The sequence below is a fragment of the Rhodopseudomonas sp. RCAM05734 genome (assembly GCF_052658035.1).
This window is the reverse complement of sequence record NZ_CP199742.1, coordinates 4,370,060-4,383,228: the sequence shown is the minus strand read 5'-3', so window position 1 is coordinate 4,383,228 and position 13,169 is coordinate 4,370,060. Positions and strand designations below refer to the sequence as shown.

Annotated in this window: 12 protein-coding genes and 2 pseudogenes; 3 read left to right on the top strand and 11 right to left on the bottom strand. The window is 64.7% G+C overall.

Annotated features, from left to right (window positions below):
* Positions 1 to 57 precede the first annotated feature (57 nt).
* From ACUXVA_RS20715 to ACUXVA_RS20695, 5 genes are read right to left on the bottom strand one after another with little or no spacing between them, the layout of a single operon-like run.
* Positions 58 to 2,529, bottom strand: coding sequence for a glycoside hydrolase family 2 protein (locus ACUXVA_RS20715; RefSeq protein WP_445487827.1), 2,472 nt, complete (start codon positions 2,527 to 2,529; stop codon positions 58 to 60).
* A 31-nt stretch (positions 2,530 to 2,560) separates the two neighbouring features.
* On the bottom strand, positions 2,561 to 3,553 hold the full coding sequence (locus ACUXVA_RS20710) for a DUF1839 family protein (RefSeq protein WP_445487825.1): 993 nt from the start codon (positions 3,551 to 3,553) through the stop codon (positions 2,561 to 2,563).
* A 3-nt stretch (positions 3,554 to 3,556) separates the two neighbouring features.
* Entirely contained in the window at positions 3,557 to 4,465 is a 909-nt protein-coding gene (locus ACUXVA_RS20705; protein ID WP_445493319.1) for an amino acid--[acyl-carrier-protein] ligase, read from the bottom strand.
* Between the two features lie 26 nt (positions 4,466 to 4,491).
* Positions 4,492 to 5,697, bottom strand: a complete 1,206-nt coding sequence (locus ACUXVA_RS20700) for an acyl-CoA dehydrogenase family protein (protein WP_445493318.1) — start codon at positions 5,695 to 5,697, stop codon at positions 4,492 to 4,494.
* A 7-nt stretch (positions 5,698 to 5,704) separates the two neighbouring features.
* Complete coding sequence (locus ACUXVA_RS20695; protein WP_445487823.1) at positions 5,705 to 5,950, bottom strand: acyl carrier protein; 246 nt, start codon at positions 5,948 to 5,950, stop codon at positions 5,705 to 5,707.
* Between the two features lie 404 nt (positions 5,951 to 6,354).
* Between ACUXVA_RS20695 and ACUXVA_RS20690 the strand changes: the two are divergent.
* Positions 6,355 to 6,762 (top strand): annotated as a pseudogene (locus ACUXVA_RS20690) (alpha/beta hydrolase); the annotation flags it as partial.
* A gap of 48 nt (positions 6,763 to 6,810) precedes the next feature.
* Positions 6,811 to 8,118 (top strand): hypothetical protein, encoded by a 1,308-nt coding sequence (locus ACUXVA_RS20685; RefSeq protein ID WP_445493388.1) that lies wholly within the window; start codon positions 6,811 to 6,813, stop codon positions 8,116 to 8,118.
* Between the two features lie 38 nt (positions 8,119 to 8,156).
* Here ACUXVA_RS20685 and tgt read toward each other — a convergent pair whose 3' ends face one another.
* From tgt to coaD, 6 genes and pseudogenes are all read right to left on the bottom strand, one after another.
* Positions 8,157 to 9,290, bottom strand: coding sequence for a tRNA guanosine(34) transglycosylase Tgt (tgt, locus tag ACUXVA_RS20680; protein WP_445487821.1), 1,134 nt, complete (start codon positions 9,288 to 9,290; stop codon positions 8,157 to 8,159).
* A pseudogene (gene queA / locus ACUXVA_RS20675) lies at positions 9,287 to 10,370 on the bottom strand (tRNA preQ1(34) S-adenosylmethionine ribosyltransferase-isomerase QueA). The gene tgt and the pseudogene queA overlap by 4 nt, the downstream one beginning before the upstream one ends.
* A 135-nt stretch (positions 10,371 to 10,505) precedes the next feature.
* The gene (locus ACUXVA_RS20670; protein WP_265078638.1) at positions 10,506 to 10,973 is read right to left on the bottom strand and encodes a peptidylprolyl isomerase; all 468 of its coding nucleotides are present in this window, start codon (positions 10,971 to 10,973) and stop codon (positions 10,506 to 10,508) included.
* Positions 10,949 to 11,392 (bottom strand): hypothetical protein, encoded by a 444-nt coding sequence (locus ACUXVA_RS20665; protein WP_445487819.1) that lies wholly within the window; start codon positions 11,390 to 11,392, stop codon positions 10,949 to 10,951. The genes ACUXVA_RS20670 and ACUXVA_RS20665 overlap by 25 nt, the downstream gene beginning before the upstream one ends.
* A gap of 6 nt (positions 11,393 to 11,398) precedes the next feature.
* Positions 11,399 to 11,986 carry a peptidylprolyl isomerase gene (locus ACUXVA_RS20660; protein WP_265078640.1) on the bottom strand — a complete coding sequence of 196 codons (588 nt, stop codon included), beginning with the start codon at positions 11,984 to 11,986 and terminating at the stop codon, positions 11,399 to 11,401.
* A 46-nt stretch (positions 11,987 to 12,032) separates the two neighbouring features.
* Positions 12,033 to 12,527: a pantetheine-phosphate adenylyltransferase gene (gene coaD / locus ACUXVA_RS20655; RefSeq protein ID WP_265078641.1), complete on the bottom strand. Its 495-nt coding sequence runs from the start codon at positions 12,525 to 12,527 to the stop codon at positions 12,033 to 12,035.
* A gap of 327 nt (positions 12,528 to 12,854) precedes the next feature.
* On the opposite strand from coaD, the gene ACUXVA_RS20650 reads away from it, so the two are divergent.
* Positions 12,855 to 13,112 (top strand): hypothetical protein, encoded by a 258-nt coding sequence (locus ACUXVA_RS20650; protein WP_265078642.1) that lies wholly within the window; start codon positions 12,855 to 12,857, stop codon positions 13,110 to 13,112.
* Positions 13,113 to 13,169 lie beyond the last annotated feature (57 nt).

The following is a 13,169-nucleotide window of genomic DNA, read 5'->3' as shown; positions in this document are numbered from 1 at the left end:
TGCCGGCCCGGCGGTCCCATTCGAATGCGTCGGAGAGAATTGCGGACCGCCGCTTGGTCAGTAGTTGACGTCACCGCTCAGAGTGAGCGCCGAGACCCGCCCCGACGGACGCAAATGACCGGACGCATGCCGGGGCGGCGCCAGGCGCACGATCCTGCGATGCCCACAGGCCATATGGAAATAATTGTCGTCGGGCAGGAACTCGTTGTCCGCGATTTCAACGAAGCGCGTTGCCGTGGGGACTTGCAAGTCGAGAAAGAAACCGGCCGCGTCTTCCCCGAGCGCCACGGCAATCGTCTGATCCGCCGCTGACGTCGGGGGGCCCAGAAAATGGAAGGCCTCGTGAGGTCGATCGGAGTTCTCGGCTGCGAACGTGGCATGCACGGTATCGTGCGCCGCGGGTCCGAAGCGATAGCAATGACCGGCGTCGAAGAACCGGTCGAACAGCGCGAACGCGCCGATGGAAAGCCCGCTGTGCGGCGCCACGGTCACGTGGCGCTCGGCTTCGATCACCGGCGTCTTGCCGTCTCGGAGGCAACGCAAGGCAAGGCTGCCCGTGACCGCCTCCGGCGTGTCGTTGACCAGATGCAGATAAAGCCCGTTGGTGCCTTCATCCGTGATCGACAAACGCAACGGCAGCGCGGCGCGGCGCAGGGCGTAGAAGGTCGATTTCGGACGGCCATCGCAATCCACCAGGCCCCACCCTGCGCCGGGCTGCAGATCGCGCCACAGCCAGAGCAGCGCGCCCGCAGTGGTGGAGGCCGGACGGCGCCATTCGTCGATGGTCCGTTCGATCACCTCGGCGGCAATGGCGCGCGACAGTTGGCGCCAGCGCCGGGGATCGCTGTGGCGCAGGCTGCGGCCGTCCTCGTTCCACAGCGCCTGCAGGTAATGCTCGCGCACGTCGTCGAAATCCCAGGACGCGCCGCCGTCGCGCGGCACGCCGGCAAGCCAGCGGTCCGGATCGCTGGCAGGATCGAGCCGATGCTCGGCGAAGTGACGATCATCCGGCAGGTTGGCGAAAGCCAGGCACTCGGAGGCAAAGCGGACATTGGCACGGCGCGCATCGTCGAGCGGCCGCAGATAGGCGCCGACGCCGTAATAATGCGACGGGCCGGCTTCGGCGACGAAGGGCAGCGCGCCGCCGGACGGCGAGCCCGGCACATAGGCGACGTCACTCAAGTCCGCCAGGACCTCGGGAATGACGGATTCCGCCAGCGGCACGTCGCGCAGCTCGCGCGGCAGGCCCATCATCGCCGCCTGCTGGCCGACCTCGCTGCCGCCGCACATCACCACGAATGACGGCGACGCGCCCAGCCGGCGAACCAGCGTCTTGATTTCGCTGCGGATGATGTCAGCAAAGGCTGCATCCGGCGGATAATCGAAATTGGCCATCATGGCGTCCTGCCACACCATGATGCCGAGCCTGTCGCAGAGGTGGTGAAAGTCCGGCGTTTCATAGACCATGGTGCCGCTGAGACGGAGCATGTTGAGTCCGGCAGCCTGCATCAGGCCAAGCTCCCGGGCGTAGTCCGCATCGGAGGCCTGCAGGCTGACCACGTCGATCGGCGTCCAGCACGCGCCGCGGCAAAACACGCGGACGCCGTTCACATGCAGCGTGAAGCTATTTCCGTCAGCCCCGCGGTCGACTTCGACCCGGCGAAATCCGACTTCCCCGAGATCGATCCGAACGGCGCCGACGTCAATGGTCACGGCATGCAGCGTCGGGCTGCCGTGGGTGTGAGGCCACCACAGGTCCACATCGGGAATCCGCAACTTGCCCTGCCAGCGCGTCGTCTGGCCTTCGGCGCCGAGCAGTCTCAGCGACGCCTCCGCCCCCGCGCAGTGCAGCACCGGCGTCACGCCTTCGGCCACTCCCGACAGATCGAGCGCGACCGTCACAACGCCTTCGCTGTGTTCGAGCCGGCTGCGCAGATCGACATTGCCGGCACGAACCGTCCCCTCCTCGATGAGCAGCACGGACCGATACGGGCCGACCACATCGACCGGCGGGCACCATCCGGGCATATGCCCGATCAGCGTGGTGCGCAGGAACCGCAGCTTCGGCTCCTCGATCATCATGGTTTTCCAGCGCGGACGTGGCCCCTTCGTCCCCGCCAGCACCCTGCGGAGGCTCCTGAATGCGATATGGATCCAATGCTCGCCGCCGAGTCCGATGTCGACCTCGTAGGGTTCGTACATCGAACTGCCGGTCAGAATGAGCCGGCCGTCGAGGAAAACCTCGGCGAACGTCGCGAGCCCTTCGAACCGCAGCTTGCGCTTGCCCTGTCCATTGACGCGGAGCCGATACCAGACGTCCTTGTCGTGCAACGGCTGCGGCTCAATGAGGCTCCACTGTCCGAGAGCCCGCAACGCACCGGCGGCCGTTCCAGGAACGAGTGCGGGTAACCAGACTGCGTCACCCAGCCCGCCGGGCGCCTGCCATGCCTGAGGAGGCGACAGCGCCAGTTCCCAGCCGCTGTCGAGCGGCTGCACCTTGCGTCCCGTCATGGCGCGGATGTCGGTCATGGCAATGATAGCCGATCAGGTCGCGGGGCGATCAGGCTGCGGCGCCGCGCGCAGCGAAACCGTTCATGAGGCAGTCGAGGGCGATGTCGTAATCATCAGCGAGCTGGCGGATGGCCTCGGTGACATCCGGGACCTTGCCGCGGGCCGAGGCGCGGGCGAACTGAAACTGCATGATCTTGGTGCCGCCGGCGATCGCTTCCGCGGCAAGCCGGGCGCGCTCCAGCGCCGGGTCACCCTGCTCCTGCAACCATGCCAGATAGGTCGCCAGCAGTTCGAAATTTGCACCGGCCTGACGCAAGGTGCTGAACGCGTAGGTGTGAAACCACCCGGCCGGCCGTTCCATCAGCCTGGCAATGTCGCCACCGATCGCGTCACCCCATGCGGTAAAGGGATTCTGCGACGGCCGCCGACGCAGATGGTGCGCCAGCAGCGTACGGGACTTGTCCATCTGCGCGTGCACCGGCGGCGCTGCACCGAACTTGATGAATTCGACATAGGGGAACAGCGGCAGACCGTTGTCGCTTGCGGGTCGCAACAGCGCGTCGAAATCCTCGCCATCGAGGCGGAAGTAACCGCCATTGTGGAAGTAGTCGATCCGGCGGCCCGCCGAATCCAGCACGTTGACGCCGATGGTCGTCTTGCTGTGGCTTTGGCGATAGGTGATGCCGCGGGTATCCGGCAGATAGCAGGAGTCGACCTCGATCATGGGGATACGGCCGCGCGCCAGCTGCACGCGGACGTGCTCTTCCAACTGGTCGAAGATCGCCAGCTCCAGAACCTCGACGCCGTACAGCAGCGCGAGATCGGCGGGCGGAAACTTGAAGAACGTGAACTGGTCGCCCTCGTAATCCTGCGCGACCGTGAAAGCCAGCGCTGCGCGCGGATCGTGCCCGCGCTGGGCCAGCACCTCGATCAACAGATCGACGTAGCAGTTGGTCTCGGGCCAATTTCGCGCGGCGTCATGCAAGGCGTGACGCGCATAGGTGGCGGGATCCAGTCCCTCGATGACGCAGACGGGGTGCAAGGCCTAGCCCCACAGCACGCGGCGGACGTCCGCGGGCCACGCATCGACCTTGGTGCCGTGGTGACGGAACAGCGCCAGCGCGGTCCGCTCCAGGCCGAAGCCGACGCAGGCCGAATGCACGGCTTCGCCGTCGGCGAAATTCATGCCCCACAGGCTGCCGAAATGGTTCTGATGATAGTTGAACGACAGACACGCCGTCGGATTGTCATCGCTGGCGACCGGGATCAGCAATTCGAACTTCAGGCCCTGGTCGCGCTGGCTCGACGCCAGCACGCGGCCGGTGCGCCCGAAGAACGGGTCGTTGGCCACATCGATGACGCAAGGCAGGCCGAGCGAGGAGATCAGCTTCTCGCCGCGCTCGAGCCAGGTCGCCCGGAACGAGGTCACCTCGCCGGCCGTGCCGATGCGGACGAATTCGCGCATCCGGAACAGCTGCATCCGACCGGGATCCTTCGAGGGCTCATGGCGGAAGCAGTAGGACTTGAGGTCGAACAGCCGGCCGCCCTCGGGCACCGGACCTTCCGCGGCGACGGTGGGATACAGCGGATAGCAAGCCGCCGGCGTCAGGGCGATTTCCGTCGGGTCCTGCATTTCGGTCCAGTCCTCGCCGCGATCGATCATGGCGACGAGCTTGCCGTGAGCGATGGTGTCGCCCATGAAGGAGTGGACGCAGCCGGCCGGCTGCGGGAAGCTCTTCATGTAGCCGGCCTTCTCGAGATTCTTGCGAGGCATGCCCGGCGGAAAATGAATCCGCGTGGCCTGATCGCCGACGGCCATTTTGGTGACCGCGTTTTCGAACCCGTCGATGACCTCTTCGAACACGCCGGCGCGGCCGTAGAGGCCGTCGACGCCGGTCTTGATCAGGATCGACTCGTCGAACAAGGCGGTGAGAAATGCTTCCGGGCTTTGCACGATTTTAGCAGGCGCGTTCATCACACTCACTCCAGATCTGAATCAAATCGGCTCGCGACCACCAGGCCGGCGGTGTTGGCGAGGATACGGTCGTTCGCCACCATCAGCGGTGCCGACAGCACATCCCTGAGATGGCGGCCAACGGAGAATGGACCGTCGTTACGATAGCCAGCGATGCCGGTCACCATCAGCGCCTCACGCACGACGTCGACGGCCATCGTCGAAGCCATGATCTTGAGATTGTTCATTTCGATCGCGAAATTGATCGAGCTGAGGTCGTCTTCGTCGGACTTCGCCGTCTCGAACCGATCGATATGGGCGACGAGGGTCGCTTTGAACGTCTGCAGCTTTGCGGTGGCCTCGGCCAACCGCACCGCCCCGGGCAGCGGGCCCGCGAAGTCCGACGGCATGCGCCGTGCGGTCGCGCGAACTGAAGCATGGGCGCGCGACAAGGCATCGCTCGCGATGCCGAACCAGACGCTGGCCCACAGCACATGGGCGGTGGCCAGCATGGATTGCACGGCGATCTCGCGGAAGGGTTTTGGGAAGATCTGTTCGGCGTCGGCCGTTGCCGTCAGCAGAAAGCCACCGGAGCAGGTGCCGCGCATGCCGAGCGTATTCCAATCGCCGGTACGCTGCAGCTGATAGTCGTCACGCCGCAGCGCGATCAGGACCTGATCGGACCCTACCGACGCCGGGCCGCGGCGCGCGGTCGCCATGATGATGTCGGCCTCAACTGCGTAGGACAGGACCGTCGCCTGCTTGGTCAGCGAGACACGACCCCCCGTCGTCTCGATCGCGCAATTTGACACGCGCATATCGCCGCCGATGCCGGCTTCGGTGGTCGACGACGCAATCAGCAGCTGTTTGGACGCAACATCGCGCATCAAAGCGCGGTGATAATCGGTCTCCATCCCATGGGCGACCAGACTCGACAGCTTGATCTGGTGCATGGCGTAGATCATGCCGCTGGCGCCACAGGCTCCCGCGAGGATCGCGCAAAGATTGGCGATCTTGCGCAAATCCAGATCTTCCCCGCCAAGGCTCTTCGGCACCATCAGGCCGAGCATGCCGTGGCCGCGAAGCGCCTCGAATGTCTGCGCAGGGAACGTCCCATCCCGGTCTGCAACATCGGCATTCGGAGCCGCCACGTCGGTGGCGACCCGCCGCATTACGTCACGCCACGACGCGGCCACCGGCGCGTCGACGCCTTGCTTCACCGCGCTCGGCATCATGACCTCAGACCTTCTCGGAGACGAGCTGGTCGACGGCGGAAATCAGACCGCCAAACGTCGCGAAGGTTTTGCGGGTCAACAGGCTGTTGGGAAATTCGATGTCGAATTCCTCCTCGATCGCCAGCATCGGCTGAACCGAACCGAACGACGTCATCCCCGCATCGAACAGATTGTCCTCGTCGGACAAGCCATCGACCGGAACGGGAACAATGTTCATCGATCCCACAATGGCGCGCACCCGATCACGCATTCTTTTTCTCCACAGTTATGTCCCCTTGAGGCCGGGGCGGTGTCAGAGTTGTCGGACCAATATCAGCTAAAAGTCGAGCGAATCTTAAACACTCCCGGATGCGACGCACCGTTTCGGCGTCAAGCTTAATGAAATGGAAATTTCGGCGCGCAAAATTGACGCGCTCGTCCCATGGCGGTCGGCGCGTTCGCGGCGACTGCATCGCCTCAAGAAGATCGCGGTACAAGACCTCTAACGCGCAGTAGCACGTGTTAATGATGGACAACGATATCGAATGACACCGTAGTTGCCCGTAAGCTATGAAATCGGTCTTTCGCTAGGGTGATTGCTGGATTGCGAATATCGAAGTTCCGGCCCGTTCGGTTGGCGAACTGGATCAGGCGAACAGTGACAGTTTGAAGATCATGAATTCTCGATATGGCCTACCGGTAACGCTTGGCACTTTCGGCGGCTTCTACTACCCGGGCCGCATCGATCGGCCAGGGCGCAAGGCGGTGTTATTGCTGGCGCCTATCGGCTACGAGGAATTGTGTACCCGCGCCACATGGCGCGTTCTGGCCGAGAGCATTGCCGCAGCCGGCCACCCCTGCCTCCGATTCGACTATCCCGGCACCGCCGATGCCATCGATCCCGTCGGCGCGCCCGAAGGCATCTCCGACTGGTTCGCTGCCGCCCGTCAGGGCGTTGCGTTCCTGCGCGAACATAACCCCGGCATCGAGCTGGTTCTGGTCGGACAAGGCCTTGGCGCCAGTCTGGCAGCCCAGATCGGGCCGGAGCTGCCCGACGTCGCCGCGACGGTCCTGATGACACCGCTGGTGAAGGGCCGCGCTTATCTTCGCGAACTTCAAGCCTGGTCGCGCATGGTGACCGAACGGATGGGGATCGGACCTGACCCTTTGGGTGACAACGGCTACGACGTCGCCGGCATTCCACTGGCGAGCAGCCGCGCCGCGGCCATCCAGGCCATCGACCTCACCCGGGCAACGCAGCGCCCGGCCGCAAAGGTCCTGCTGGTCGAACGTGGTCAAATGGCTCAGAGCAGCCCGATCGGCAACCACCTGAAGACGCTCGGAGCCGATGTTTGCTCCATCAACTACGCTGGATATGAAACGATCCTGGAGGATCCCACGCCGGCCGAACCGCAGCTCGGCACGCTGGCACGCATCGTGTCATGGATCGACGACCTCGCGCCTTCTCCGATGGCTGACGGCAACCTTTCAGCCAAGGCGCCGGAGCCCGCGCGGCCGATCGCTGGCCCACACTTCGAGGAATTGCCAGTCCGGTTCGGGCCCGACGAGCGGCTGTTCGGTGTGCTGTGCCGACCGCTCGGCCGAACGTCGCTGGCTATTGCCGTGCTGGCGAACTCCGGACGCGACTATCACATCGGCTGGGGTCGCGCAGCAGTGGAACAGGCGCGCGCCCTCGCGGCGCGGGGCATCGCCTCGTTGAGATTCGATGCAGGCGGCATCGGTGACAGTCCGGCTTCGGCAAACGCGCCGGCCGAAGTGCTTTATTCGGACGAGACAATTGCCGACATGGGCCACGCGATCGACTATGTCGAGCAGCTCGATGCCGGCCCGATCGCTCTGGTCGGACGCTGCAGCGGTGCTTACGCAGCATTCCAGGCGGCCGTGCAGGATGTGCGCGTTCGCAATGTCGTCGTCATCAACATCATGCGTTTTGTTTGGGACCCCAGGGAGACCGTCGCAGAAGCGGTGCAGTCGGCCCACCGCACCATCAGCGGTTCGGTTGCGATGCTGTTCAGCAAACGAAGCCTGAGACGGCTGCTGTCGGGCAATTTGCGTTTCAAGACCGCAGCGGCCTTTGTGTCAAAACGCCTTGCTCGCATGGTCTCGCTGAAGCCAAGCGAGATTCTTGCGGGCGGGCCGGGCCAGCAGCTCTACAAGGAGGGGCATCGCCGTTTCCAGACCCTCGAAAGTCGAGGCGTTGGTCTGGCGATGTTGTTTGCGGAAGGCGATCACGCTCTCGGCGAATTTCGCACCTATATGGGACGCAAGGGCGCGCGGCTCCGCCGCTATCCCAGCGCTTCGATTTCGATCATCCCTGATGCCGATCACAATTTCACCCATTCGGGAGCGCGCGCGCGACTGACGAACGTCTTGTGCGACGTGCTCGCGGCACCTGCGTCATCGCCGTCCCGCAACTAGCTTCGCCGGGCTCCCGGCTTCACCGAGCCCCTGCGCCGTCAACGCGGCGGGATATCGCCCTGTGCCCAGCCCGCGCGGGTGCGCTCGCGGAATTCGGCGAAGGTCCCATTCGCGATCGCCGCACGGATGCCCTGCATCAGGCTCTGGTAATAGGCGATGTTGATTTCCGACAGCAGCATCGCGCCCAGCGTCTCGCCGGAGCGCACCAGATGATGGATGTAGGCGCGGGAATAGTCCCGCGTCGACGGCCAGGTACTTTCTTCATCCAGCGGACGGGGATCGTCGATGTGGCGGGCGTTGCGCATATTGAGCTGGCCGTGGCGGGTGAAGGCCATGCCGTGGCGGCCGTTGCGGGTCGGCATCACGCAGTCGAACATGTCGACGCCGCGCGCCACCGCTTCCAGCATGTCGTCCGGCGTGCCGACGCCCATCAGATAGCGCGGCCGGTCTGATGGCAGGATCGGCACGACTTCCTCGATCATCGCCAGCATGACGTCCTGCGGCTCGCCGACCGCAAGGCCGCCGATGGCATAGCCATGAAAGCCGATATCGACGAGGCCCTGCGCGCTCAGGCGACGCAGCGCCGGCACGTCGCCGCCCTGCCCGATGCCGAACAGCATGTAGCCGTCCGGCGCCGTCTCGAAGGCGCGCTTGCAGCGCTCCGCCCAGCGCAGCGACGGCTGCATGGCGCGGTCGATGTCGGCGTGCTCGGCCGGCAGCCGCACGCATTCGTCGAGCTGCATGGCGATATCGGAATTCAGCAGCCGCTGGATCTCGATGGCGCGCTCCGGCGTCAGCTCGAACTTGGCGCCGTCGATATGCGAGCGGAAGGTGACGCCCTGCTCCGTGACCTTGCGCAGCTGCGCCAGCGACATCACCTGGAAGCCGCCGGAATCGGTCAGCATCGGCCCGTTCCAGGTGGTGAATTTCTGCAGGCCGCCAAGGGCTGCGATCCGCTCCGCTCCGGGGCGCAGCATCAGGTGATAGGTGTTGCCGAGCACGATGTCGGCGCCGGCGTCGCGCACCTCGCGCCAGTGCAGGCCCTTCATGGCGCCGAGCGTTCCGACCGGCATGAAGGCCGGGGTGCGAACCTCGCCGTGCGGCGTGGTCAACCGGCCCAGACGCGCGGCGCCGTCGGTGCCGAGCAGTTCAAAATGATTGGGTACGGTCATGAGTTGGTTTTATCCGGAAACAGCAGGCTGGCGTCGCCATAGGAATAGAACCGATAGCCGGACGCGATGGCGTGGGCATAGGCCTTCGTCATGGTCTCGAAGCCGCTGAAGGCCGAGACCAGCATGAACAGCGTCGACTTCGGCAGATGAAAATTGGTCAGCAGCAGGTCGACCGCGCGAAAGCGATAGCCCGGCGTGATGAAGATCGCGGTCTCGTCGGCGAAGGGATGGATGATGTTGTCTTCGGTGGCGGCGCTTTCCAGCAGCCGCAGCGAAGTGGTGCCGACGGCGACAACCCGGCCGCCGGCCGTGCGCGCGGCGTTCAGCGCATCCGCGGTCTCGCGCGAGATGGTGCCCCACTCCGAATGCATCTTGTGCTCGGTGGTGTCCTCGACCTTGACCGGCAGGAAGGTGCCCGCCCCGACATGCAGCGTCACCCGATGCAGGCCGACGCCGCGTTCGCGCAGTGCGGCTTCCAGCGCCGGGGTGAAATGCAGCCCGGCGGTGGGCGCGGCCACCGCGCCGTCCTGGGTCGCGAACATGGTCTGGTAGTCTTCGGCGTCGCGCTCGTCCGGCTTGCGGCGGGCGGCGATATAGGGCGGCAGCGGCGGCGCGCCGAGTTCGGCGATGGCCTGGTCGAGTGCGGGACCGTGAAAGCTGAACGACAACGTCACTTCGCCGGCCTCGCCCTTGGCCTCGACGACGGCATCGAGATGGCCGAGCAGGCAGACCCGCCCCTCGCTGCCGAAACGCACGGTATCGCCGGGTACCAGCCGCTTGGCCGGTTTGACCAGCGCCTGCCAGCGTGAGCCGTCGAGCCGCTTGATCAGCGTGGCGTCGATCCTGGTCTCGGGCTCGCGGCCGATGCGGCGGCCGGCCAGGCTGCGCGGAAATCACCTTGGTGTCGTTGACCACCAGCTGATCGCCCGGCCGCAGCCAGCCCGGCAAATCGGCAACGGTCTGGTCCTGCAGCCCAGCACCGGGCTGCACCACCAGCAGCCGCGCAGAATCGCGCGGGCTGGCGGGGCGCAGCGCGATATTCTCAGGCGGCAGATGAAAGTCGAAAAGGTCGGTGCGCATACGTTGTCGTTCTATGGGTACGTCATGGCCGGGCTTGTCCCGGCCATCCACGTGTCGCTTGCGATGACGTCTTAAAACGTGGATGCCCGGGACAAGCCCGGGCATGACGAACTCTGGTAGTGAGCGACGTTCTGCTTACGCCGCGGCGTCGGCGGCCATGTGGGCCTTGACGATCTTGTCGGGGTTCTGCACCGGCTCGCCGCGCTTGATCTTGTCGACGTTCTCCATGCCTTCCACGACCTTGCCCCACACCGTGTACTGGTTGTTGAGGAACGAGGCGTCGTCGAAGCAGATGAAGAACTGGCTGTCGCCGGAATCCGGGCTCGCCGCGCGGGCCATCGAGGTGGTGCCGCGGACATGCGGCTCCTTGTTGAACTCGGCCTTCAGCTTCTTGCCGGAACCGCCGGTGCCGGTGCCCTGCGGGCAGCCGGTCTGCGCCATGAAGCCGTCGATGACGCGGTGGAACACGATGCCGTCATAGAATCCTTCGCGGACCAGTTCCTTGATGCGGGCGACATGGCCCGGCGCGAGGTCCGGGCGCATCTCGATGGTAACGGGACCCTGGGTGGTTTCGAGGATCAAAGTGTTTTCGGTAACAGCCATGCTTGCTTCTCTGCTGGTTTGGGTTGGTTTCTGCGGTCGTCAAACCGCACTCTGAAGGGGCGTCCTGCGACGGCGTCGCCCAGGCCCCCGGTAAATGGCATCGGCGTGCAATGTTGCAATGTCTCCATCACAGCCGTTCGGTAGGCAATGCTGTCGGCCGCGGAAGCGTCCGGCGTTTCAAATGTGATCCGCGGCTTGCCGAAGATCTGTCCATCGCGCTGCAGGCTGAACAGCACCGTGATCTGCATCCCCGGATGTCCGCGGGGCAGCGCCGGCGCTCGCCAGCAGCGTTGCAGCCTCGCAAACATCTCCTCCAGCGTGGCGACCGGCCGATCCTGAGCGATCGCTTTGCCTGCGCCCGCAAACGTCAGGGCCAGCAGGCCTGCCGCGACGACAACCGAAGTCGATCGTCGCAGCATTGATGGTTACTTGATGTCGGAGGCGATCTGCACCTTGACCATCTTGTCGGGGTCGGTGACCGCGCCGCTCGGCGAACCGGCCGGGGCCTTCTTGAGCTTGTCGACGACATCCATGCCGGAGACGACTTCGCCGACCACGGTGTACTTGCCGTTCAGGCCGGCATTCTCCGCCAGCATGATGAAGAACTGCGAATTGGCGGAATCCTCGGAGGCGGCGCGGGCCATACCGACGATGCCGCGCTTGAACGGGACCGAAGAAAACTCGGCCTTCAGGTTCGGATACTTCGAGCCGCCGGTGCCGTTAAAATTCTGGCCGTCGCCGGTCTGCGCCATGAAGCCGTCCATGACGCGATGGAACGGCACGTTGTTGTAATAGCCTTCGCGGGTCAGCAGCTTGATGCGCTCGGCATGCTTGGGCGCCAGATCCGTGCGCAGCTTGAACACGATGCGCCCCTTGGTGGTGTCGATCACCACGGCATTGGCCTTGTCGAGACCAGCCGGCAGCGCGGTGGCGGGCGCCATGGCGGCAGGCGCTTGCGCGAGCACGGGAGCTGCGACCAGCAGGGCAGCAGCGACGGCGAAAATGCGGATCATGAAAACTCCGGATCAGAGAAAGCCGGTCAACCGGCGAGTTTGAACGTCAGGCGAATTTCAGCTTCAGGCTTTCGGCGACCGCCGGCGGCACGAACGCCGAGACGTCACCACCCATGGCCGCGATTTGCCGCACCAGTGTGGCGGTGATCGGGCGAACGCTCACCGAAGCCGGCAGAAAAACGGTTTGCACCGCGGGAGCCATGGTCTCGTTCATGCCGGCGATCTGCATTTCGTAGTCGAGGTCGGTGCCATCGCGCAGACCGCGGATCATGATCGTGGCGCCGGCCTTTTGCGCCGCGGTGATGGTCAGATTGTCGTAGGTGGTGCAGTCGAAGGCGCAGCCGGCGGCGGCGGCCAGCGGCGCGAATACTGCTTCCACCATTTCCAGCCGCTCCTCGGTGGAGAACAGCGGCTTCTTGCCGGGGTGCACGCCGATCGCCACGATCAGCCTGTCGCACAGGCCGACGGCGTGGCGGACCACGTCGAGGTGACCATTGGTAACGGGGTCGAATGAGCCGGGATAAAGCGCGATACGGGGCATCCCCCCCTCTAGCGCGCCCTTGGAAACGCTGCAAGCCGAGTTGGTTCCCCTAAAACCCCACCTTCTGCCAAGGTTTATTTTAAGCCGTGAATCGAACCAACACGGGGGCTGGCGCGTCTATTGGGGGAGCCGGCGACGTGGCTGAAAAGACAGCGGTTTCCGACCTCATGTGTCGTCCCGAAGGATGGACGAAACAGAAATTCGGGGCGGACGAAACCAGTTTTCCAGGTGACGACAACTTCTTGAAACAGCGCCTGACTATTCAGGCACCCACAGGAAGCGACAAGCCAAAACGGGCCAAAACGGCCCAAATGACAGGGGACCGTCATGATCAAGACACTTTCAGCCATCGCGATCGCAGCTTTCGTCGCCGCCGCCCTCACCGTTCTCCCGGGCTTCGCGCCGCAGGTAGAAGCGTCGGTGCCGGTGGCGCTGGCAAAAGGCGACCGCCTCGACATCAAGCCGCTCGGCCGCGACTGCTCGCAGCAGGCCTGGCCCAATTTCGAGGCCTCCTGCCTGCGCAACGCCGGCACCAAGTCTGCCAATATCCGCGAGGCCCGGCTGGTGACCGCCGAGCGCAAGTAACCGTCCGTCACCTGCCCGCTCCATCAAAAAGCCCCCGGCTTCCACCGGGGGCTTTTT

Excerpts from the sequence above, each read along its gene's own strand:
- ACUXVA_RS20715 (WP_445487827.1), bottom strand. The coding sequence starts at position 2,529 with ATGACCGACATCCGCGCCATGACGGGACGCAAGGTGCAGCCGCTCGAC.
- ACUXVA_RS20700 (WP_445493318.1), bottom strand. The coding sequence starts at position 5,697 with ATGCCGAGCGCGGTGAAGCAAGGCGTCGACGCGCCGGTGGCCGCGTCG.
- ACUXVA_RS20695 (WP_445487823.1), bottom strand. The coding sequence starts at position 5,950 with ATGCGTGATCGGGTGCGCGCCATTGTGGGATCGATGAACATTGTTCCC.
- ACUXVA_RS20685 (WP_445493388.1), top strand. The coding sequence starts at position 6,811 with ATGGTGACCGAACGGATGGGGATCGGACCTGACCCTTTGGGTGACAAC.
- tgt (WP_445487821.1), bottom strand. The coding sequence starts at position 9,290 with ATGACCGTACCCAATCATTTTGAACTGCTCGGCACCGACGGCGCCGCG.
- ACUXVA_RS20670 (WP_265078638.1), bottom strand. The coding sequence starts at position 10,973 with ATGGCTGTTACCGAAAACACTTTGATCCTCGAAACCACCCAGGGTCCC.
- ACUXVA_RS20665 (WP_445487819.1), bottom strand. The coding sequence starts at position 11,392 with ATGCTGCGACGATCGACTTCGGTTGTCGTCGCGGCAGGCCTGCTGGCC.
- ACUXVA_RS20660 (WP_265078640.1), bottom strand. The coding sequence starts at position 11,986 with ATGATCCGCATTTTCGCCGTCGCTGCTGCCCTGCTGGTCGCAGCTCCC.
- coaD (WP_265078641.1), bottom strand. The coding sequence starts at position 12,527 with ATGCCCCGTATCGCGCTTTATCCCGGCTCATTCGACCCCGTTACCAAT.
- ACUXVA_RS20650 (WP_265078642.1), top strand. The coding sequence starts at position 12,855 with ATGATCAAGACACTTTCAGCCATCGCGATCGCAGCTTTCGTCGCCGCC.